At 61.6% G+C, this 20984-nt stretch carries 17 protein-coding genes; 5 read left to right on the forward strand and 12 right to left on the reverse strand.

Annotated elements, in window-relative coordinates; translation table 11 throughout:
- The first annotated feature begins 66 nt into the window (after positions 1 to 66).
- Genes GSQ88_RS27190 through GSQ88_RS27200 form a run of 3 tightly spaced genes read left to right on the forward strand, consistent with a single transcriptional unit; the run spans position 67 to position 4768 of the window.
- Entirely contained in the window at positions 67 to 2184 is a 2118-nt protein-coding gene (locus GSQ88_RS27190) for an ABC transporter permease (RefSeq protein ID WP_159010833.1), read from the forward strand.
- Positions 2181 to 3275, forward strand: a complete 1095-nt coding sequence (locus GSQ88_RS27195; protein ID WP_159010834.1) for an SMP-30/gluconolactonase/LRE family protein — start codon at positions 2181 to 2183, stop codon at positions 3273 to 3275. The genes GSQ88_RS27190 and GSQ88_RS27195 overlap by 4 nt, the downstream gene beginning before the upstream one ends.
- Positions 3272 to 4768, forward strand: coding sequence for a sugar ABC transporter ATP-binding protein (locus GSQ88_RS27200; RefSeq protein ID WP_159010835.1), 1497 nt, complete (start codon positions 3272 to 3274; stop codon positions 4766 to 4768). The genes GSQ88_RS27195 and GSQ88_RS27200 overlap by 4 nt, the downstream gene beginning before the upstream one ends.
- 60 nt (positions 4769 to 4828) lie before the next feature.
- On the opposite strand, the gene mmsB is transcribed toward GSQ88_RS27200, so the two are convergent.
- From mmsB to GSQ88_RS27260, 12 genes are all read right to left on the reverse strand, one after another.
- The gene (gene mmsB / locus GSQ88_RS27205) at positions 4829 to 6019 is read right to left on the reverse strand and encodes a multiple monosaccharide ABC transporter permease (protein ID WP_159010836.1); all 1191 of its coding nucleotides are present in this window, start codon (positions 6017 to 6019) and stop codon (positions 4829 to 4831) included.
- Positions 6016 to 7599, reverse strand: a complete 1584-nt coding sequence (gene mmsA / locus GSQ88_RS27210) for a multiple monosaccharide ABC transporter ATP-binding protein (RefSeq protein ID WP_159010837.1) — start codon at positions 7597 to 7599, stop codon at positions 6016 to 6018. The genes mmsB and mmsA overlap by 4 nt, the downstream gene beginning before the upstream one ends.
- 185 nt (positions 7600 to 7784) lie before the next feature.
- Complete coding sequence (chvE, locus tag GSQ88_RS27215) at positions 7785 to 8858, reverse strand: multiple monosaccharide ABC transporter substrate-binding protein (protein ID WP_159010838.1); 1074 nt, start codon at positions 8856 to 8858, stop codon at positions 7785 to 7787.
- Positions 8859 to 9062: 204 nt separating this feature from the next.
- Positions 9063 to 10145 carry an aldose epimerase family protein gene (locus tag GSQ88_RS27220; protein WP_159010839.1) on the reverse strand — a complete coding sequence of 361 codons (1083 nt, stop codon included), beginning with the start codon at positions 10143 to 10145 and terminating at the stop codon, positions 9063 to 9065.
- A gap of 33 nt (positions 10146 to 10178) precedes the next feature.
- Complete coding sequence (locus GSQ88_RS27225) at positions 10179 to 11111, reverse strand: sugar-binding protein (protein WP_159010840.1); 933 nt, start codon at positions 11109 to 11111, stop codon at positions 10179 to 10181.
- A gap of 95 nt (positions 11112 to 11206) precedes the next feature.
- Complete coding sequence (locus GSQ88_RS27230; protein WP_174248117.1) at positions 11207 to 12289, reverse strand: ABC transporter permease; 1083 nt, start codon at positions 12287 to 12289, stop codon at positions 11207 to 11209.
- Positions 12289 to 13050 carry an ATP-binding cassette domain-containing protein gene (locus tag GSQ88_RS27235; protein WP_159010842.1) on the reverse strand — a complete coding sequence of 254 codons (762 nt, stop codon included), beginning with the start codon at positions 13048 to 13050 and terminating at the stop codon, positions 12289 to 12291. The genes GSQ88_RS27230 and GSQ88_RS27235 overlap by 1 nt, the downstream gene beginning before the upstream one ends.
- A 259-nt stretch (positions 13051 to 13309) precedes the next feature.
- Positions 13310 to 14656 (reverse strand): carbohydrate porin, encoded by a 1347-nt coding sequence (locus tag GSQ88_RS27240; protein ID WP_159010843.1) that lies wholly within the window; start codon positions 14654 to 14656, stop codon positions 13310 to 13312.
- Positions 14657 to 14756: 100 nt separating this feature from the next.
- Positions 14757 to 14906, reverse strand: coding sequence for a hypothetical protein (locus GSQ88_RS27245; RefSeq protein WP_159010844.1), 150 nt, complete (start codon positions 14904 to 14906; stop codon positions 14757 to 14759).
- Positions 14903 to 15964: an ABC transporter permease gene (locus tag GSQ88_RS27250; RefSeq protein WP_159010845.1), complete on the reverse strand. Its 1062-nt coding sequence runs from the start codon at positions 15962 to 15964 to the stop codon at positions 14903 to 14905. Before GSQ88_RS27250 ends, GSQ88_RS27245 begins: the two co-directional genes overlap by 4 nt.
- Entirely contained in the window at positions 15961 to 17487 is a 1527-nt protein-coding gene (locus GSQ88_RS27255) for a sugar ABC transporter ATP-binding protein (RefSeq protein ID WP_159010846.1), read from the reverse strand. The genes GSQ88_RS27250 and GSQ88_RS27255 overlap by 4 nt, the downstream gene beginning before the upstream one ends.
- A 66-nt stretch (positions 17488 to 17553) precedes the next feature.
- Entirely contained in the window at positions 17554 to 18519 is a 966-nt protein-coding gene (locus tag GSQ88_RS27260) for a sugar-binding protein (protein ID WP_159010847.1), read from the reverse strand.
- A gap of 248 nt (positions 18520 to 18767) precedes the next feature.
- Here GSQ88_RS27260 and GSQ88_RS27265 point away from each other — a divergent pair, with 248 nt between their 5' ends.
- Positions 18768 to 20045 (forward strand): ROK family protein, encoded by a 1278-nt coding sequence (locus GSQ88_RS27265; protein WP_159010848.1) that lies wholly within the window; start codon positions 18768 to 18770, stop codon positions 20043 to 20045.
- A gap of 77 nt (positions 20046 to 20122) precedes the next feature.
- Positions 20123 to 20881, forward strand: a complete 759-nt coding sequence (locus GSQ88_RS27270; protein WP_159010849.1) for an SDR family NAD(P)-dependent oxidoreductase — start codon at positions 20123 to 20125, stop codon at positions 20879 to 20881.
- Positions 20882 to 20984 lie beyond the last annotated feature (103 nt).

Consider the following 20984-nt stretch of genomic DNA (forward strand, 5'->3'; position numbering starts at 1 on the left):
TCCGGGCCGGCGGTCCGGAACGCGCGTACCACGCCGTTCTCCATCAGCAACATCCACGGAAGCTAGATGCGCGAGACACTGACTCGGCTGCGTTATCGTTACTGGCCGGACCATCTCCTGGGTGAGATCCTATCCAAGAGGTGGACCGAAACTGCCATTCCGGTGATCTTGCTCTTGATCGTCGGGTTCGCATTAAGTCAGTCGCTCGAACATTTCCTGTCTGCCGCAAGCCTCGCTGACACCGCGCGCGAGGCAGGAGAAATCGGCTTCATCGGTCTCGGAATGGGGCTCGTCGTTATCGTCGGCGGCATCGACCTTTCGGTGGGATCGATGTTCGCGTTGACGGACTTCTGCGCGCTCTATCTGCTGGACGTGCTGGGTTGGCCTGTCCCCGCTGTGATCATCGCGACCATGGTCTTCGGCGGACTGCTCGGCGCGGTCAATGGGTTCCTGATCGGCTATCTCAGGCTTCGCGCCTTCATCACCACGCTCATCACCCTGATCATCTATCGCTCGGCATTCGATCTGCTGATTCAACGCTATTCGAATGCCATCGCCTCGGCATTTCCGGATATTCCATCCTGGAACTTCATCGGTGACGGAAACGTCTTTGGCATTCCGAGCGTCGCCTTGGTCTACATCGCCGTCGCGATATTTGGTCATATCTTCCTGACGCGATTGCGGCCTGGCTGGCACATCACGGCGATCGGCGGATCGCGCCGTTCGGCCTATAATTCGGGTATTCCCGTCCGGCGGACCATCGCGCTTTGCTATGTCGCAAGCGGCGTGCTGACCAGCGTCGCCGGCCTCTTCTTTGCCGCCCGCCTCGGGACGGTGGGCGGTGATATCGGCGTCGGACTAGAGGTGATCGTGCTGACGGCCACCGTTCTTGGCGGCATCACCCTAGGTGGCGGTAAAGGATCGGTCGTCAAATCGCTTGTCGGCGTGCTGGTCGTCCTGCTGGTCACCAACGGTTTGACCGCCATGAATGCCCGAGGTGGCGTCAACCGCATGGCGCTCGCCACGATTCTGCTGGCGGCCGCGATGATCGACATCCGCTGGCAGAAGAATCGCACGCGCATCATCAGCAAGGTCTACGTCGCACCGACATACCATGCGCTGCCGCCCGCTCCGTCGACCGAAATCGGCAAGGGCGGACCGTTCGAGCAGAATGACAAGCTGCGAGACGTATCGCTGATTGGACTGGGGATGATCGAGGCCCCTGAGGATGTCATCCTCGACCGCAACGACGTGCTCTATGCCGGATCACGTCACGGCGACATCATCCGCTTCTTTCCGCCCGACTATCAACGAATGGAGGTGTTCGCGCATATTGGCGGTCAACCACTCGGCATGGCGTTCGACCGGCAGGACAACCTTTACGTCTGCATCGGCGGCATGGGGCTCTATCGCATCAAGCCTGACGGGACCGTGGAAAAAGCCACCGACGAGACGAACCGCAGCCTGTACTCCGTGAACGATGACAGCCGTCTCCGGCTCGCGGACGATCTCGACATCACCGATGACGGGCTGATTTTCTTCTCCGAAGCGACCGTCCGCTATGAGATGGACGAGTGGCCGGTCGATGGACTTGAGGCGCGCGGCAATGGCCGCATCATCTGCTACGACACCAAGAGCGGCGCCACGCATACGGCGCTGCGCGGGCTCAAATTCCCGAACGGCGTCGCCGTGGCAAGCGATGGGCAGTCGATATTGTTCGCGGAGACCTTCGGTTGCACGGTCAAGCGGTATTGGTTCGCCGGGCCGAAGAAGGGCGCCGTCGAGGTCGTGATGGATAACCTGCCGGGGTATCCTGACAACATCAACCTTGCTTCGGACGGCAACTACTGGCTGGCGCTCGTCGGCATGCGCAGCCCGTCGCTCGATCTGGCCTGGAAAATGCCCGGCTTCCGCCGGCGCATGGCCAAGCGGGTCCCGGTCGATGAATGGCTATTTCCAAACATCAACACCGGCTGTGTCGTCAAATTCAACGAGCAAGGCAAGATTCTGGAGTCGCTCTGGGACCTCAAGGGCGTCAATCATCCGATGATCACCTCGATGCGGGAGCACCGCGGCTACCTTTATCTCGGCGGCATCGCCAATAATCGGATAGGACGATTCAAGCTGCAGAATGCCGATCCTGACTTTGTGCAGTATGACCGGCGCTGGAGGGGGCAGTCGTGATCGCCATCATCCGTGAGATCGCCAACCGTTTTCTCGGTCGCGGAGAAGCGACCATCACCGTGCCGTCGTTCGATGGGGCATTGAAGCCAAATCAAATACTCGAACAGGCCGAAACCCTGTTCGAATGCGAGGCACCGGAAGATCTTGCGACCGATGGCCATTCGCTCTTCATTGCCGATGGAACGCGGCTACTGCGCGTAGCCGGATCGTCGCCGACATTGATCCGAACATTCGAACGGCCGATCTCCGCCCTCGCCGCCTTGCCATCGGGTGGACTGGCTGTCGCGCTCGGCGGACGTGAGGTGCACATCTACGACAGCATCACGGCCGAGACCCCGGCAGTGGTCTTCACCGGCGAGCTGCATGCCGTAAATGCGCTCGTTGCGGCGCCTGACGGCACGCTGATCGCTACCGACGGCTCCTCCGAACGAGACGTCGGCGATTGGGCGAGGGATTTGATGGAGCTCGGCGAGACTGGCCGGGTCTTTCGGCTGGATCCAAAGACACAAACGATGAGACAGCTTGCCCGGGGGCTCGGCTACGCCTTCGGTGCTGTCGCAAGCGGCAGCGACATCCTCGTCAGCGAGAGCTGGCGGCATCGCGTGGTTTCGATTGCCCCCGACGGAACACGCAAGGTCATCCTGCGTCATTTGCCGGTCTATCCTTCCCGGCTTGTCCCAGCCACCGGCGGCGGCTTTTGGCTCACGGCGTTCACCGCTCGCACACAGCTCATCGAGTTTGTGCTTCGCGAACCGGCCTACCGTCGCCGAATGATCGCTGAAATCGATCCAGAATATTGGATCGTCCCGCGGCTCAGGTCCGGAAGCTCTTTCAAGGAGCCGCTCCAGGGGGCACACATCAAGACCATGGGGGTGATGAAGCCGTGGGCTCCCCCCCGTTCATACGGTCTCGTCATCCGGCTGGGCGCCGACGGATCGCCACGCTACTCGCTGCATAGCCGGGCCGATGGCCTCAATCACGGCATCGTCGCCGCTGTCGAGTTCGGCGGCGACCTCGTCGTAATCGCAAAGGGGCCAGGACGCGTACTCAAGCTGCCACTTGCGGTACTCGACAAGGAGGCCCGCCTATGACCGACATTATCCTGTCACTGTCGCAGGCAACCAAACTTTATGCCGGTGTGCCGGCAATCGAGAACGTCGATTTCGAGCTTCGGCGTGGCGAAATCCACGCATTGGTTGGCGAGAATGGTGCCGGCAAATCGACGCTGACGAAGGTCATGGCCGGCGTCGTCACGTTGACATCAGGAAAAATGACCGTCGACGGCGCCAGTTTCGCTCCGAAGACGCCGCTGGAGGCACGCCAGCTCGGCATAGCGATGGTGTTCCAGGAGAACAGCCTGGTGCCCACCATGACCGTGGCGCAGAACCTGTTTCTGGGGCAGGAGAAGTTCTACAACCGCCTGCGCGGAATCTACATCGCGGCCCAACAATTCCTTCAGTCGCTCAACTTCGACGTGACGCCGACGGCCACCGTCGGCGGGCTCGGGGCAGCCAAGAAGCAAATGGTCGAAATCGCCCGCGCGGTTCTGCACAACGCAAAGGTCATCATCTTTGACGAACCGACGGCCAGCCTCACCCCGGAGGAGAAGAAGTATTTCTTCGATTTGGTGCGGGATCTGAAGAAGCGCGGTGTGTCGATCATCTTCATCTCGCATGCGCTCGAGGAAGCGCTGCTGCTCGCCGACCGCATCACGGTCCTGCGCGACGGCAAACATGTCGTGACCGACGATGCATCGAAGTTCGATCGGGCGCGCATCGTTCAAGCGATGGTGGGGCGCGACCTCTCCAACACGCTCTACGGCGCACGCAAGGATAGCGTTCGTCCATCCGGCAGGCGGGTATTGACGGTGCAGAATCTGAAGATGGCCCCGATGGTCAAGAACAATTCCCTATCGGTGTTCGCCGGCCAGATCACGGGTGTGTTCGGCCTGGTCGGCGCCGGCCGCACCGAAACATTCAAAATCGTATCCGGCGTGTTGAAACGTGATTTCTTCCACGGCGGAGAGATCCTGCTCAACGAAAAGCCGGTGCGCTACCGGGTGCCCGGACCGGCTGTGAAGGCCGGCATCGCCTACGTCACCGAGGACCGCAAGGTCGAGGGCTTCTTCGAGACGGCCTCGATCGCGCGCAACATCTATCTCGGGCTGCTCGCCAAATTTCCCTCGGGGCGCACCTGGCTGTCGCGACGCGAAATCAATTCGGCGGGCAAGACGTGGATCGAACGTCTCAAAGTCCGCGCCACCGGCGACGAGATCAAGGTCGTCGAGCTCTCGGGCGGCAACCAGCAGAAGGTCGTGATCGCCAAATCGCTGATCCAGGATCCGGAGCTGATTATTTTCGACGAACCCACGCGAGGCGTCGACGTCGGAGCCATTGTCGAAATTCACGAATTGATCAACAAGCTTGCCGACGAGGGCAAGGCGGTGGTCGTGATCTCGTCTTATCTGCCGGAAATCATGGCTCTGTCGGATCGGATCCTGGTTTCTCGACAAGGCAAGGTCGTCGAGGAATTCTCCGGGCTCGAAGCCACGGAGGAGAAAATCATGTACGCGGCAATCCATTGAATGCCGCGGATGTGAGGCCGCGATCGTGCCTTGCGCCGGAGGCCACCGTGGCGACGTCCGCTATCTGCGCTGGTTATAGACGTCGACCGCGACAGCGCCGAGCAGCACGAGGCCCTTGATCACCAGCTGCCAGTCGATACCGATGCCAAGGATGGACAGGCCGTTGTTCATCACACCCATGATCATGGCGCCAACCACGGCACCTCCGACCCGGCCGACACCGCCATAGGCAGACGCGCCGCCGATAAAGCAGGCCGCAATGACGTCAAGCTCGAAACCGGTGCCCGCACCGGGCGTCGCCGAGTTGAGGCGCGCGGTGATGACCAGCCCGCCAAGCGCTGCCAGCACCCCCATATTGACGAAGGTCAGAAAGGTAAGCCGATCGGTCTTGACGCCGGACAGTTTCGCGGCTCTGGCATTGCCACCGACGGCGTAAATCTGCCGGCCGAGCACGGTTCGCCGCGTCACAAAGCCGTAGAGCGCGATCAGCGCCATCAAGATCACGAGCACGTTCGGCAGGCCGTGAAGCGAGGCCATCAGATAGGTCGAGTAGAACAGCAAGCCCGACAGCAGGAAGTTCTTTACGACAAACACCGCGTAAGGCTCGACGTCGATGCCGTGCGACTGCTCACGCGCGCGGCCCTTGGCGCTGGAATAGATCATCCCCAGCGCCAGCACGGCGCCGATCAACAACGAGGTGGGATGCAGCGTGCCGGCGCCGGGAAACAGCTCCGGAATGTAACCCGACGACAAATTCCGGAAGGTTTCGGGAAACGGCCCGATCGACTGGCCATCCAAGAGCGCGAACCCGAGGCCCCTGAACACCATCATGCCGGCGAGCGTAACGATAAAGGCCGGAATCTTGAAATAGGCCACCCAGTAACCTTGGGCCGCGCCGATCGCTGCTCCCACCAGCAGGCAGGCGATGAAGGCCACGGGGTAGCCGACGTGATAGCGCACCATCAGCATGGCCCCGACTGCGCCGACGAAGCCAGCCACCGAGCCGACCGAGAGATCGATATTGCCGGTGACGATCACCAGCAACATGCCGAATGCCATGATCACGATATAGCTGTTCTGCAGCACGAGATTGGTGAGATTGGCCGGCTGCAGCAGGATGCCGTCGGTGACAAACTGGAAGAACAGCATGATCGCAAACAGCGACAGCAGCATGCCATATTCGCGCAGATTGTTCTTGATGAACCCGCCATGCCGGCGCTGCTCGGGCAGCGAAACCGTCTTGTCTGTCATACCTGCATTCCTTGCGTCCGCATGTCGCTCTCGTTCATGCCCTTCTTGCTGGGGATTTTAATATTACGCATGATGGCGCGCATGATCTTCTCCTGCGTTGCGTCTGCAGCGGCAAACTCGCCGACAAAGGCACCGTCGTTCATCACACAGATGCGATCGCAGGTGCCGAGCAGTTCCGGCATTTCCGACGAAATCACCACAACGGCCCTGCCGGCCTCCGCCAGCTCGTTGATGATACCGTAAATCTCATATTTGGCACCGACGTCGATGCCCCGGGTCGGCTCGTCGAGAATGAGCACCTTGGGGTCCGTCATCAGCCATTTCGACAGTACCACCTTCTGCTGGTTGCCGCCGGACAGTTGGCCGACCTCCTGGTAGACGTCGGAGCAGCGGATCCGCATCCGGTTCCGGTAATCGTTCGCCACCTTCAATTCAGCGATGTCGTCGATGACCCAGCGCGGGGCGACCCTGGCGAGACTGGCCAGGGTGACGTTCTTGCGGACGTCATCGGCCAGGATCAGCCCGAGTTGCTTGCGGTCTTCGGTCACATAAGCGAGGCCGGCATCAATCGCCGTTGCCACATTGGAAAGCTGGACCTCGCGGCCGTCGAGATGGAGCCGTCCGGTGATCTGGCGGCCCCAGGCCCGGCCGAACAGGCTCATCGCGAACTCGGTCCTGCCAGCGCCCATCAGGCCGGCGATACCAACGACTTCGCCTCGCCGAACTTGAAAATCGACGTTCTTGATGACCTGCCGCTCGGGATGGAGCGGATGGTACACGGACCAGTCCTCCACCTGCATCACGGGATCGCCAATCGCAGCCTTACGTTCCGGGAAGCGGTGCGCAAGGTCGCGGTTCACCATGCTGCGGATGATGCGGTCCTCCTGCACTGGTTCGGCGTGGCAATCGATGTCATCGACGGTGCGGCCGTCGCGCAGCACCGTGATGCGGTCGGCGACACGGGCAACCTCGTTCAGCTTGTGGGAAATCAGGATCGAGGCGATGCCCTGCTCCCGAAATGTAACGAGACGCTCGAGCAGCGCTTCGCTGTCCTTTTCATTGAGGCTGGCGGTCGGCTCGTCCAGGATCAACAGCCGCACCCGCTTGGAGAGCGCTTTCGCGATCTCGACCAACTGCTGCTTGCCGACGCCGAGATCGGTGATCAGTGTGTCCGGCGATTCTTGTAGGCCGACCTGGGTCAGCAATTCGCGCGTGCGCCGATACCCCTCGTAACGATCGATGACACCGAGCCGCGACGGCGGATGCGACAGGAAGATATTCTCAGCGATCGACATCAGCGGGATCAGCGCCAACTCCTGGTGGATGATGATGATCCCGAGCGCCTCGGAATCGTTGATGTCGCGAAAGCGCCGCTCTTCGCCCTCGTAGACGATCGCTCCCTCATAGCTGCCGTGGGGATAGACGCCGCTGAGCACTTTCATCAGCGTCGACTTGCCGGCGCCGTTCTCGCCGACCAGGGTATGGATCTGGCCGGGCTCGACAGTGAGGTTGACGTCGCGCAGCGCCTGGACGCCCGCAAAGCTCTTGCTGACGCCGCGCATTTCCAGCATTGCCGTCATCGGATCATATCCCTCGTGCGCCGGGCCCTAGTCTTTTGTTTTGACGCGTTTTCTTCACGCGAACCGGTACCCACGGAGCCTGTCATCGGGCGCGCATTCGCGCGACCCGTTGGCTCGAAAACGCTCTAGTGGGGGTATTGTCCGGCAGGCGCTGGTGGGCACCGCACCTGCCGGACAAGTTGCGGTTACTCGAACTGAGCGCGTTTGTAGTAACCGCTATCAATCAGGGTCTTCTCCCAATTGCTCTTGTAGACCACGACCGGCTTGAGCAGATAGGACGGAACCACCTTGACACCGTTATTGTAGGTCTTGGTGTCGTTGACGGAAACTTCCTTGCCGCTGAGCGATGCATCGACCATGTCGGCGGTCACGCTGGCCAGATCGCGGGTGTCCTTGAAGATGGACGAATACTGCTCGCCACGCAGGATCGCCTTGACCGACGGCACTTCCGAGTCTTGGCCGCTGATGATTGGCATCTTCTGATCGCCGCTGCCGTAGCCGACGCCCTTCAGCGAGGAGATGATGCCGATGGAGAGACCGTCATAGGGCGACAGTACCGCATCGACGCGCTTCTTGCCGTAAAACGCGCTGAGCAGATTGTCCATGCGGGCCTGGGCGGTGGCAGGGTCCCAGCGCAGGGTCGCAACCTTGTCCATACCCTTCTGCCCGCTACCGATCACCAGCTTGCCGCTGTCGATATAGGGTTGAAGCACCGACATGGCGCCATTGTAGAAGAAGAAGGCATTATTGTCGTCAGGTGAGCCACCGAACAATTCGATGTTGAAGGGCCCCTTGCCTTCCTTCAGCCCAAGCCCCTGCTCGATCGACTGCGCCTGGAGGACGCCGACCTGGAAGTTGTCGAAGGTCGCATAATAGTCGACGTTCGGGGTGTCGCGGATCAGGCGATCATAGGCGACCACGGTAATACCCTTGGCCTTGGCCTGCTTAAGCACGTCCGAAAGCGTGGTGCCGTCGATCGCGGCGATCACCAGCACCTTGTCGCCCTTGGTTACCATGTTCTCGATCTGCGAGAGCTGATTGGGAATATTGTCGCCGGCATATTGCAGATCAGTGCCGTAGCCGCGCTCCTTCAGGACCTTGACGATGTTGTTGCCGTCGTCGATCCAGCGCGCGGAGGTTTTTGTCGGCATCGCGATGCCGACGGTCGGCTTGCCTTGGGCAAAGGCACCGACCGCCGATGCCGTAGTCATTGCCGTCGCCAGCGCGAGGGCCATCAAGGTGCTCTTCAGATTGATCATGCTTCACTCCCTTTGATCATCGAGGATTTATGGTTCTTGGTTCGCAAGACCGCTGATGCGGTTATTGAAGTCGAATGGTTTGCGGGGTTGGCTCTCCCTGCTGGTCTCTCTCCCTCAAGCGGTTGTGGGTTTGACGTCGGGCTCCGGGCGTCCATGCGCCGCCACGCGGCTTTGATCTAAGTCTCTTTTGATCCAACTCTCCCGTCATCCGTGCATGAACCGGTACAGTGTGGTGTGGCGATAGACCTCCCCAGGGAAGAGATACGCTATCGGGAAATCGGGCCGGTTGGGTGTGTCGGGCCAGGCCTGCGGCTCAAGGCAGACGGCGTCGGACTGCCGATAGAGCCGACCACTCTTTCCGGCAGAGCTGCCGTCGAGATAGTTCCCGGAATAGACTTGCAGGCCGGGTTGATTGGTGTGCAGTTCGAGCACGCGGCCGGAGCCTGGATCGGCGAGCCGCGCGGCGAAGTGAGGCGCATCGCCTGCCCGCGCGAGACAAAAATTGTGATCATAGCCGCGGCCATTTCGCAGCTGCGGATGATCGTTGCGGATGCGTGCGCCGATCTCGACGCCGGCGCGAAAGTCGAACGGCGTGCCGGCAACGGCGCAGGGTGACTGCGATAGCGGAATGGCGGCGGCGTCGATCGCCAGAAAATGATCCGCGGCGACGGTAAGGCGATGATCAAGAATATCGCCCGCCGAGCCTGCCCCGGCCAGATTGAAGAAGCTATGATTGGTGAGATTGACCACGGTAGCGCGATCGGTCCGCGCCGTCATGTCGAGTGAGAGCTCCATCGGCCCGGAGAGACACCACCTCACCTCTACTTCCAGCTTACCGGGATAGCCCTCTTCGCCATCGGCGCTGGTGCGCGCGAGGGTTACTGCCGGACGAGCGCCCTCCTCGATCGTGACAATCCGCCAGTTGTGACGATCGAAGCCCTCGGGTCCGCCATGCAGCGCATTGGGTCCATCATTGGCCGCAAGTTGCACCACCTCACCGTCGAGCACGAAGCGCGCGCCCGCAACACGGTTGGCATAACGTCCGATGGTCGCGCCGAAGAATTGCCGGCGGGCAAGGTATCGATCAAACGTGTCGTGACCGAGCACGACGTCGTCGCGGCGGCCGGCGGCATCCGGCACCAGCAACGCCTGCAACGCCGCACCATAGGTGATGATGCGAGCCTCGAAACCACCGGCATCCTGCAAGGTCACGCACTCCACTTCGTTGCCATCGGGCAACGTCCCGAAGGAGGAGCGCGACACGCGAGGAGCCGATGGTGTATTCATGCTTGGTCCTCGCGCGTCAGGTTACGCACACTTTCACTTCAGGAGCTGAGCGACATTGTCCTTGGTGACGAGATCGAGACCCGTGTAGATGGTCTCGGGCACCTTCTGGCCCTTCTTGATCGCCAGCAGCGTGTCCATCGCCTTCTCGCCCATCTCGAACGGCCGTTGGCCGGTCAGCGCGTTGGAATAGCCGTCGCGCAGCAGTTCGAGCTGCATCTTGAGGGTATCGGCCACGACAAGCGTGAACTTGCCGGCGTCGATATCCTTCTTGTTGTGGTTGACAAAGGACTTGTAGCCCTCGGGCGCGAACATCGGCCAGCCGCCGATCGGCACGATGGCCCCAAGGTCCGGCGTCGCGGTGCGCAGGTCGGTCATCTGTTGCACCGCGAGCGCGGGGTCGTCATTGCAGAAGGTCGGCGAACCCGCCACCTCGACCCATTTCGAACCCTTGAGCGCTTCGCGGACACCATCGACGCGTTCGGCAAGATTCTTGGCACCCGGTCCGCCGGAGACGATGGCGTACTTGCCGCCATCAGGCCGCAGTTGCAGCAGCTGTTTGCCCAGTGCGAGGCCAAAATCCTTGTTGTTGGTACCAATGTAGGCCAGGCGCTTGGAGCCCGGCGCGTCCGAATCGAAGGTTATGACCGGGATGCCGGCGGCGGCAGCGGCGTCGATCGACTTGGTCATGGACGCGACGTCGGCGACCGAGATAGCAAGTCCATCCACCTTCTGTGTGACGAAGTCCTGGATGATCTGGGCTTGGGTCGCCGGCTCATGCTCGACCGGGCCCTTGTAGATGCATTCGATGTTGCCGAGTTCCTTGGCGCGCTTCACGCAACCGTCACGCACCCCGTCGAAGAACGGGTTGTTCATGGCTTTGGGCACGATCACGAAGTGGTAGGTCTGGGCGAGAGCAGGTGTCGCGATCATCGCGACGGCCATGCCGGCAAGCAGAAGCTTCCTCATTGGTGTCTCCTCCACGGTTGTTATGCCTATCCCAAAGATTTTCTGTTCCGGGAGGTGGATAGACGGCACATTGGTTGCCCTCCCGGCCTTTATCTTCAAATCATGCGCGAGCGAACGCGATCGACCAGCACAGCCAGAATGATGATCACGCCCACCAAGGTCTGCTGCCAATAGGAATTGACCTGCGCGAGCACGAGACCGTTGCGGATCACCTCGAGCAGCACGCAGCCGACGATGGCGCCGAGCGGTCCACCGATGCCACCCGCGAGATTGGCGCCGCCGATGACTGCCGCCGCGATCACATTGAGTTCATAGGACGTCGCCATGTTCGCCGGCGCCGAACCGAGCCAACCGCAGACGATGATCCCCTGCAGCCCCGCGGCGAGCGCGCACAGCACGTAGACTTCGATCTTCACCCGCACCACCGAGACGCCGGTCAATTCGGCCGCCTTCTCATTGCCGCCAAGCGCAAAGACGTGGCGACCGAACGCCGTGTGGTGCAATACGACCGCCATCACCAAAGCGAGGATCACGAGATAGATGAAAGGTGCGGGCACTCCGTACACCTCGCCCGACGTGAGCGCGTAGAAATAGTCGGCGTCCGGTCCGGCCGGGGATGCACCTCTGCCATTGGAGATGACATAGCCGAGGCCGCGCACGATCGAGAGCATGCCGAGCGTGGTCACGAACGGCGACAGCCCCAGCGCTGCGATGCAAAAGCCGTTGACGAGGCCAACGATCAGCGCGACCCCAAGTCCTGCGAGGACCGAAATGAGCAGGATCAGGCCGGGTATGTTGGCAACCACCGTCTTGCCGTCGCCGGCGATGTGGACGAACAGCGATGCACCGGGCATGCCCGGCGTCGACAGACCCGTCATCACCATCGATGTGACCATCGCAGAAAAGCACATCATCGAGCCGACCGACAGATCGATGCCGCCAGTGATGATCACCAACGTGACGCCGAGGGTGGCGATCGCGATAAAGGAAAAATTCTTCGCGACGTTCTGGATATTGCCTTCGGTGAAGAAGTACGGACTAGCGAAGTTCATCACCACGATGAGGACCAGCAGCGCCAGTGCAACATAGCCGGTTTGCGAGGCAAAAAAGCCGCGTTGCCACCATCTGGACTGGCCGACATTGGTAAAGGAGATCGGCGATTCCATCGGCAGGCCCATCACGCGGCCTCCTTTGCGCCGGTGATGAGGGCCGTCACCTCCTCAGGGCTGGTGTCGCCGATCGGCTTGTCCGCCCTTTTCTCGCCGCGACGCATCACGATGACCCGATCGCAGACCGCGAAGACGTCGGGCATGCGATGGGAGATCAGCATGACGGCTACGCCCTGTTCTTTCAGCCGCAGGATCAGACTCAGCACCTGCTCGACCTGCCGAACCGAGATTGCGGCGGTAGGTTCGTCCATCATGACAAGCTTGGCGTTGGATAGCCGCGTCCGCGCGATCGCGACCGCCTGGCGTTGACCACCCGACATCTGCTTGACGAGATCGTGCGGCCGGGTCTCGGAGCGCAACTCGCCAAAAAGCTCCAGCGCGCGGGCCGCCATCGCCTTGTGGTCAAGCAAGGCGATGGGGCCGAACTTGCGCTTGAGTTCTCGCCCCAGGAACACGTTTGCCGCCGCCGTCAGATTATCCGCGAGCGCAAGATCCTGGTAGACGACCTCGATGCCGACGGCGCGCGCATCAACGGGGCGATGAAAATGGACAGCCTTGCTGTCGAAGCGAATCTCTCCTGAACTCGGTGCGAAGTTGCCGGCGATGATTTTCACGAGCGTCGACTTTCCCGCGCCATTGTCGCCCATGAGGCCGACGACCTCTCCGGATGAAACTTGCATGTCAACGGCGTGCAGCGCCCGGATCGCGCCGAACTGCTTACCGACCCCTGTCAATTCCAGAACCGGCTCGCCGGCCTGAGGCGTCTTCACCACGACAATCCCCTACTCGCCCCTACTCGTTTGATGCACGTGGCCTCCGCACGATGGCGCGCCCGATCGGTCCGCCGCGATCAAGGATCGCGTGGATGGTGCTCGTGCGGCCCCTCGGCGTCGACGTCCCGTACCAGCAGAGCCCGCGCATGTTGCGTGCGCCCTAACCGGGCTTCCCGGCATGCCCGCATACGGGCATGCACTCACCTTCCGGGTCAGAGCAGTTCAGTACTTTGACCCGGACAGGCTTACCGCCGCATCAGAAGGCGACCGTGGTGCGCAGGCCATAAACCCAGGCATCGTCGGTCTTCACGCCGGCGGCGTTATATCCGCGGCCGCCAGGATTCATCACATACTGGAGGTCGAACTTGAGGTTCATCCAGCCGGTCGCTTGCCACCCGTACCAAACTTCGAGCGGAACTTCGTTACCGCCCGCATTCGGGGTAAGCGCGGACGAATTCACGTGGGTCGTACCCAACCCGAAGGCGACTTCGTCCAGCGGACGGAAGGCGAAGGTTCCGGTGTGCTTGAACATCAAGGAGACCTCGTAGTCCTGGTACGAAGTCCGTTGATCGGCCCATGTCGTATTGAGGTTGATATACCAACCCTTTGCGGGGCCACCTTCATCGGTCAAGCGCTGCAGGACCGACTCATAGACGCCGTAGCGGCCTCTTTGATCTCCCAGATTTTGGCCACCCACGCCGGGATCGCCCGGGATGGTCCTAATGATACCCGGGAGGCCTCCGTCAATGGTCGACGCATCGTCATACCAGCCGCCCAATCTCCAGGTCCCGAACAGGTGACCTTCCGGGCGCCAGGTCAACTCCACCGGCACCAGCGTACCCGAGGCAAGACTTGAGCCAGGAATGCCCCCTAGGTAGACGCCGGCGTCGCTGGTCGTCAGATAATTCGGGTTGGCATCGTAAACGCCGACCGAAAACTGGACTGTCTTGGTTATGTTGTAGTGGACGAGACCGGCCCATTGGCTGACCGGGAAGTTATAGATGTAGCCACCCTGGATGTTGCCGGGCTGACCGCCGCAGAAGGTCAGGTTGATGAATTCGCAGTTTCCGAAGAAGAAGTCGGAACCGACTGGAAGACGGCCGCCCTTGATTTCAAGGGTGTCATTGAAAAGCTTCTGCGAATAGTAGAGTTCGGTCAGATGCGTAATACTGCCGCGGCCGAAAACTTCGTTGGTCAGCTGCAAGGCCGGAATGCCTGCTTCGCTGTTCAAATTCTGGCCGTAACGGTCGACGATCGTGACACCGATCAAGCCGCCCGGGATGCCGGCCAGCTTCGCCATGTCGAACTTGCCCTGAAAGACAAACTGTCCCGCGTGGGTCACCTGTTGGTTGCTTCCGCCTGTCGCGTTGGCGACAGTTTCGTCACCAAAATTCAGTGACAGATCGATGCCCAGCTTCTTCAGCCTCGCCCTGCCGAGATCGCCGAACAGATACGGTCTGGTCCAGAAATCATCGGTCTCCGCATAAGGAATCGGCGGAGCTTTCGTTATGAGATCGGCCGCATACGCCCCACCACTCAACAGGGATGACAGAGCAACCCCTACCCCGCACGCTCGTGCGGTTTTCACAAACCTAGGTAACATCTTCTTGGCCCTCCCAAAGTCACAGGCTTTGTCTTTCGTCTCACGTTCCGGCCCAAAGCCCTCAAGCCTGGAACGTGCTCTCTCCCCAGAGACACCGATTTCAGCCGCCGAAAAAAGCGGCCGCAAATAAACTATTTCCCTTGGCGCTATCGTCGTTGGTGAAAAGCGGCAGATCTGAGACCGCCTTGCCGTTCTCCCCATTGAGTCGTTCCGCAGCCTTGGTCGTGGTTTTCCGTTGTTGAGCTGTCATGCGTGATCACCCGTTCTCGCCGGCAACGCAGCTGCGCCGCGTGGTGGTGCGTTCTGCTGTCCTTGCGTAAGTATCGATTTCGGCACCGTGCGGACCAGGCCGGCCAGCGATACCTGGCGCCGCCGACGGGCCTGCAATTGCTGATCCGCCAGCACCCCGAGCAAAATCACCGTTCCCATCACCGCGAAGTTCAGGGAATTGGGGATGCCCAGGATATTCACGAGGTTCTGCAGCACCTGCAGCAGCGCCGTCCCCAGCACGATACCGAGGATAGAGCCCTCGCCGCCGCGCAGGCTGCACCCGCCCAGGACGGCAGCGGCGATCGCGTAGAGTTCGTAGAAGTTTCCGAACGAACTCGGAGAGACCGAGTTGGTGTAGAACACGAACAACACGGTCGAAACCCCGGCGAGCCCGCCGCTGATGATATAAGCGGTCGCGATCACGACTCCCGTGCTGATCCCGGAGAAGCGCGCCGCTTCCTCGTTTTTGCCCACGGCGTAGAGCCAGCGCCCATAGACCGAGCGATGCAGCAGCACGCCGAGGATCAGCGCAAGGATGATCAGGAGGATAAAGGTGTTCGGGATGCCCGCGATATGGCCGGAGGCAATGTTGCCCAGTGTCCCGGCTTCGTCACCGTAGCCGAAGCCGCGCGTCGAATCGCTGGTGTAGTAGCGGGCGGCGCCGCGATAGATCAGCAACCCGCACAGCGTTACGATGAAGGGCTGCATTTTCAGCCGTGTGATCAGGAACCCCTGGATGCCCCCCAGCGTCAGCCCGCCCAGCAGGACCAGCAGCAGCGCCAAGGGCCAGGCAATCTGATACGTCGTCAGAAGGTCGACGAATACGACGCCAAGCAGCGCGAACATCGAGCCCAGCGAAAGGTCGATGCCTCCGGTGATGATCACGAGCCCCTCGCCGAGCGCGAAAACACCGAACAGGCCGATCAGATTGGCCATATTCAGCAAGTTCACCAAAGACAGAAACGCCGGATTGATCGCGCCCGTGATGGCGGAGATCACCACCAGCAGCAGAAACAGACCGAGTTCTTTCTTCATCATGACGCAGCGGCTTCCATGGTTTCCAACGTTTGGCCGATCGCTAGCCGCAACACGTTGTATTCGCTGAACTGCTCGCGCTCGAGCACGCCACTGACACTGCCTTCATGCATTACCGCCACGCGGTCGGAGACGCCGATGACCTCCTCCATGTCCGAGGAGATCATCACGATCGCGACGCCCTGGTCGGCAAGATCGCGCATCAGCATGTAGATCTCGCTCTTGGCACCGACATCGATGCCACGGGTCGGCTCGTCGAAGAACATCACGCGCGGCCGCATGGAAAGCCACTTGCCCAGCACCACTTTTTGCTGGTTGCCGCCGGAGAGCGTCACGGCCTCCACATCGATGCTCGGCACCTTTATGGACAAGCTCGCGACCTGTTCTTTGGCGACCCGGCGCTCGGCCGTGCCGTTGACCAGCCACATCCGCGCATAGTCCAGCAAGCTCGCGAGCGCCACGTTCTCCCGAATCGGCAGCTCCAGCACCAACCCGGATTTCTTGCGGTCCTCCGGCACCAGATAGATGCCCTGCCTGATCGCGTCGCGCGGCGAGACGACGCCGACCGGCGCGTTGTCGATCCTGATCTCGCCGCCCAGCAGCGGGTCAATGCCGAAGGCCGCGCGGGCGAGAGAGGTGCGGCCAGCGCCGACGAGTCCCGCCAAGCCAAGGATCTCGCCGCGCCGTACCGAAAGATTAATCTGCCGGTCGGGAAAGGCTGATGTCACCAGGTCGACGATGTCGCAGCCGCCCGGCTGCGGCGACTGTTTCGGTGGCGTGTACTGCGCCTTCAGGTCGCGGCCGATCATCAACCGGATCATTGCGGCATGGCTCAGTTCGTGCCGCGCCAACTCCCCCACCGTGTGCCCGTCGCGCAGCACCACGACGCGGTCCGCGCAGGTCATGATCTCGCCCAGCCGGTGAGAGATATAGATCACCGAAATCCCATGCGCCTTCAGGTCGGCAATCACCTCCAGCAGCCGTTCGGTCTCCGAAATTGTCAGGCTGGAAGTCGGCTCGTCCATGATGATCACGCGGGCGTCGATCGAGAGCGCCTTGGCGATCTCCACCATCTGACGCTGCGCAATGGATAGGTTCTCGACCAGCGTGTCCGGCGTGAAATCCGCGCCCAGCCGCTGCAGCAGCGGCGTCACGCGGGCCCGCATCACCTTATGGTCCACAAGCTTCAGCGGGCCACCGGTAAGCTTCTCGCGCCCTATGAAAACATTGGCTGCGACGTCGAGATTCTCGAACAGGTTCAGTTCCTGGTGCACGAAGGCGATGCCGGCCTGCGTCGCTTCGCTCACCGTCATGCGGGCGCGGTCGTTGCCGTCGATGCGGATCACGCCCTCGGTCGGCGCGACCACGCCGCCCAGCACGCGCATCAGCGTCGACTTGCCGGCGCCGTTCTCGCCAATCAAGCCCAACACCTCGCCGCGGTACACGCGCAGGCTGACATCGTCGAGGGCTCTGACACCGGGATAAGTCTTGCTGATCCCGGCGAGTTCTAGCAGCGTCTCCGCCATGCGGCGTTTCCTTCGGCACGACCGCCCGGCGGCCTGTGGCAGCCGGGCGGTGAAGCACATTGAGAGTTACTTCTTCAGCAGTTCCTTCATATTGGCGGCGAACTCCGCCACGTTGGACTTATTGATCACTTTGGTCGGCACGATCAGCTTGCTGTCCGCCGGGATCCACGACTTGTCGCCGCTCAGCGTTTTGATGATGTTGGTGGCGGAGAGATAGCCGAACTCGTACGGCTGCTGCACGACCGTCGATTCGATCGTGCCGTCGGAAACGCCCCGCAGCGTGCGCTGATCCTCGTCGAAGCCGACGATCTTCACCTTGCCGGCCTTGCCCGCCGCCTTCACCGCGTCATAGATCAGCGGCGTCTCGTAGCTCCACAGGCCGGACAACAACGCAATGTCGGGATATTTGACCAGCACGTTCTCCATGTTCGCCTTGGCCTTGGCGGCGTCCACCTGATCGGTGAACACGTCGACGAGCTCAACCTTGGTGCCGGCGATCGACTCCTTGATTCCCTGCACCCGCTCGCGGGCGTTGTCGGCGTCCATCGTGCCGACAAACAGCGCTATCTTGCCGCCGTTCGGGAGCGCCTTCTTGATTTCCTCGCCCGCCTGCCGCCCGGCCGCGACGTTGTCGGTGCCGATATAGGCCAGACGCTTGCTCTGCGGCGCGTCACTGTCCGTCGTGATCAACACGGTGTTGGCCGCAATCTTGTTGAGTTCTTCGGTTGCGTGCGGCGCATCGTCTACAGAGACAGAGATGCCGGCGACGCCGCGCACCTGCAGGTCGTCCAACTCGCGCCGCTGGCCCGCCGCGGTGCCTTCATTGGTGACGATCAACTCGATATTGTAGTCCGGGTGTTCCTTCTGCGCCTTCTCAAGCCCACGGCCGGCGATGGTCCAGAAGTCGGCAGCGACATTGGTCACCAGCGCGATGGTCTTTTTCTGCTGCGCTTGCGCCGTCTGCGTGGCCATGGCCAGCACGGCTGCGCTCGCCAGCAGCGGCACGATCCATTTATTCATTGAGCCCTTCATATGCACCTCCCTATAGTCCCCCCGGTATGCGGGGATTCACGCGCGGCGCTTGTGCGCCTTGATTTTATTTACGTGACGAATAAATTATGCGAATTAAATCCGCAGTCAAGGCTGTTCTTAGCCTCTTTCTCAAGCAAGAGTGGTGCATGAGACCCCACAATGGCGTATGAGACACTCTATATTGGTCTTTAGTGTTGCCTTTTAGTTTCACACGTTGATTAAATTCACTAAGCGAATTAAAAACCCGCATGGATGAGCAGCCCGAGACACCGAGACGTACTTCAGGCCTGGCCCGTGGATCGAACCGCGGCCGCCTCGTCGACGTCTTGCGACGCCAGGGGCCATTGCCGCGCGTGGAGCTGGCACGCAGCACGGGGCTGAGCTTCCCGGCCATTTCGGCCATCACGTCGAGACTGATGGCGGAAGAATTGCTCTGCGAGGCTGAGACAGAGACGGGCGCGGCGATGTCGTGGCCCGACGACGCCTACGAAGAAGATGCGGACGGGCTGAATGGCCGTCGCCGTGGCCGGCCAGCGGTGCTGCTGACCCTGAACCCGGCGTTTGGCCGCATCGTTGCTGTCTCGCTGCGCATGAACCTGATTGAGACACTGATCGCGGATTACAGTGGCACCGGCCTGGCGCAATCGCGACGTGTGCTCGCTACGCGCGCTCTCGATGCAGGCGCGTTGTGCAATCTCGTGATCGCAGAGATCGATGCAATACTTGAGGCGACGGCCACGCCGCGCCATCGGCTGCTGGGAATCGGGATTGCGCTGCAGGGCATCGTGAACGGCGACACCGGCCGGCATCTGTGGAGTCCGGCGCTGTCGGTTACCGACATCGATCTGGCGAAGCCGGTGCGTCAGGCATTCGGAGTCGAAGTCGTGATGACGAACGACGCTGTTGCCGTTGCGCTAGCCCTCGCGGCCGCAGAGCCGGCACTGGCGCAGGGCCTCACAGCCACGATCATGGTGGGCCACGGCGTTGGGATGGGCGTCGTTATCGACGGCGAAGCGCGCTGGGGCACGGGAGTCGGCAGCGAGATCGGCCATGTCAAGGTGGCGCCGGATGGTCCGCAATGCCGCTGCGGCCAGCGCGGCTGCATCGAGGCCTATCTCGCCGACTATGCGCTCTACCGCGATGCCCGCACCTTTCTCGATCTGCCGTCGGCGGAGTCGCAGCAGCCGTCCGAGGCGCAGATGGCTCTGCTGCGCGAGCGCGCACGAGGCGGCGACCCCCGCCTCGAGCAATTATTCCAGCAGGCAGGCCGCGCGCTTGCAGAGGCGGTCGCCGCGACGATATCGGTGCTGCGCCCGCATCATGTCATCCTGGCGGGGCCCGGCCTGCAGGCATTCGACATGATGCGCCATGCCTACGAGGAGCGGCTTGAGCAGGCCGTCTTGCCGTGGCTGCTCAAGTCCACGGCGATACATTTACGTCCAAGCGAGTCTGCGACCATTGTCGATGGCATGGCGCGGCGGACGCTGCGGGTCGTGGACCAAAACCACATGGAAACGACCGAGTGAACCCGGGAGCTGCGGCCCTCGTTTGAGCCGCAGCGACGCAACCGGCGCCGTTCAGGCGCCAAATCGAGAGAATGCAAATGCAGGGCGCCATCTATCCAAGCCTCAAGGACCGGACCGTACTGGTGACCGGCGGCGGTTCCGGCATTGGCGAAGCCATCGTCCGCCAGTTCATCGGCCAGGGCTCGCGGGTAGGCTTCATCGACATCGACATGGCGGCCTCAAAGCAGCTATTGGCCAGCCTGCCGGCGGATGCCAGCGTGCACTTCGAGCACGCCGATCTGCGCGACATCGGCGCCCTGAAACGCGCGGTCGCGGGAGTCCGCGAGGCGTTCGGGCCGATCACCATCCTGGTCAACAACGCGGGCCGCGACGACCGTCACACCATCGAGGACGTCACGCCGGAATACTGGGACGAGCGGTTCGCGCTCAACCTGAAACATCAGTTCTTTGCCGCCCAAGCGGTCGCGCCGGACATGAGCAAGGCGGGTGGCGGCTCGATCGTCAACATGGGCTCGGTCAGCTGGGTGCTCGGCCAGGGCAACATGCCCTGCTACACCACCGCCAAGTCCGCGGTTCAGGGCCTAACCCGTGCGCTCGCCCGCGATCTCGGGCCGAACAACGTGCGGGTCAATTCCATCCTGCCCGGATGGATCATGACCCAGCGGCAGCAAGATCTGTGGTTGACGCCGGAAGGCGAGGCCGAGCTCATGAAGCGCCAATGCCTCAAGCGCAAGCTGGTGCCGGACGACATCGCCCGTACCGTGCTTTTCTTTAGCGCCGACGACAGCGGCGCCTGCACCAACCAGAGCTACATCGTCGATGGCGGCTGGGTCTGACCACGGCCGATGCCTGTCACGGAGCGGGCGGCGTCTCGGCGTCGTCAACCATGATCCTCGCGGAATGAGTCGGCGAGCCGCTGCACGTCGCACGCACGCCGCG

Source organism: Bradyrhizobium sp. S69 (genome assembly GCF_009766005.1).
Taxonomy (GTDB): Bacteria; Pseudomonadota; Alphaproteobacteria; order Rhizobiales; family Xanthobacteraceae; genus Bradyrhizobium.

Excerpts from the sequence above, each read along its gene's own strand:
- GSQ88_RS27190 (WP_159010833.1), top strand. The coding sequence starts at position 67 with ATGCGCGAGACACTGACTCGGCTGCGTTATCGTTACTGGCCGGACCAT.
- GSQ88_RS27200 (WP_159010835.1), top strand. The coding sequence starts at position 3,272 with ATGACCGACATTATCCTGTCACTGTCGCAGGCAACCAAACTTTATGCC.
- mmsB (WP_159010836.1), bottom strand. The coding sequence starts at position 6,019 with ATGACAGACAAGACGGTTTCGCTGCCCGAGCAGCGCCGGCATGGCGGG.
- mmsA (WP_159010837.1), bottom strand. The coding sequence starts at position 7,599 with ATGACGGCAATGCTGGAAATGCGCGGCGTCAGCAAGAGCTTTGCGGGC.
- chvE (WP_159010838.1), bottom strand. The coding sequence starts at position 8,858 with ATGATCAATCTGAAGAGCACCTTGATGGCCCTCGCGCTGGCGACGGCA.
- GSQ88_RS27220 (WP_159010839.1), bottom strand. The coding sequence starts at position 10,145 with ATGAATACACCATCGGCTCCTCGCGTGTCGCGCTCCTCCTTCGGGACG.
- GSQ88_RS27225 (WP_159010840.1), bottom strand. The coding sequence starts at position 11,111 with ATGAGGAAGCTTCTGCTTGCCGGCATGGCCGTCGCGATGATCGCGACA.
- GSQ88_RS27230 (WP_174248117.1), bottom strand. The coding sequence starts at position 12,289 with ATGGGCCTGCCGATGGAATCGCCGATCTCCTTTACCAATGTCGGCCAG.
- GSQ88_RS27240 (WP_159010843.1), bottom strand. The coding sequence starts at position 14,656 with ATGTTACCTAGGTTTGTGAAAACCGCACGAGCGTGCGGGGTAGGGGTT.
- GSQ88_RS27245 (WP_159010844.1), bottom strand. The coding sequence starts at position 14,906 with ATGACAGCTCAACAACGGAAAACCACGACCAAGGCTGCGGAACGACTC.
- GSQ88_RS27250 (WP_159010845.1), bottom strand. The coding sequence starts at position 15,964 with ATGATGAAGAAAGAACTCGGTCTGTTTCTGCTGCTGGTGGTGATCTCC.
- GSQ88_RS27255 (WP_159010846.1), bottom strand. The coding sequence starts at position 17,487 with ATGGCGGAGACGCTGCTAGAACTCGCCGGGATCAGCAAGACTTATCCC.
- GSQ88_RS27260 (WP_159010847.1), bottom strand. The coding sequence starts at position 18,519 with ATGAAGGGCTCAATGAATAAATGGATCGTGCCGCTGCTGGCGAGCGCA.
- GSQ88_RS27265 (WP_159010848.1), top strand. The coding sequence starts at position 18,768 with ATGGATGAGCAGCCCGAGACACCGAGACGTACTTCAGGCCTGGCCCGT.
- GSQ88_RS27270 (WP_159010849.1), top strand. The coding sequence starts at position 20,123 with ATGCAGGGCGCCATCTATCCAAGCCTCAAGGACCGGACCGTACTGGTG.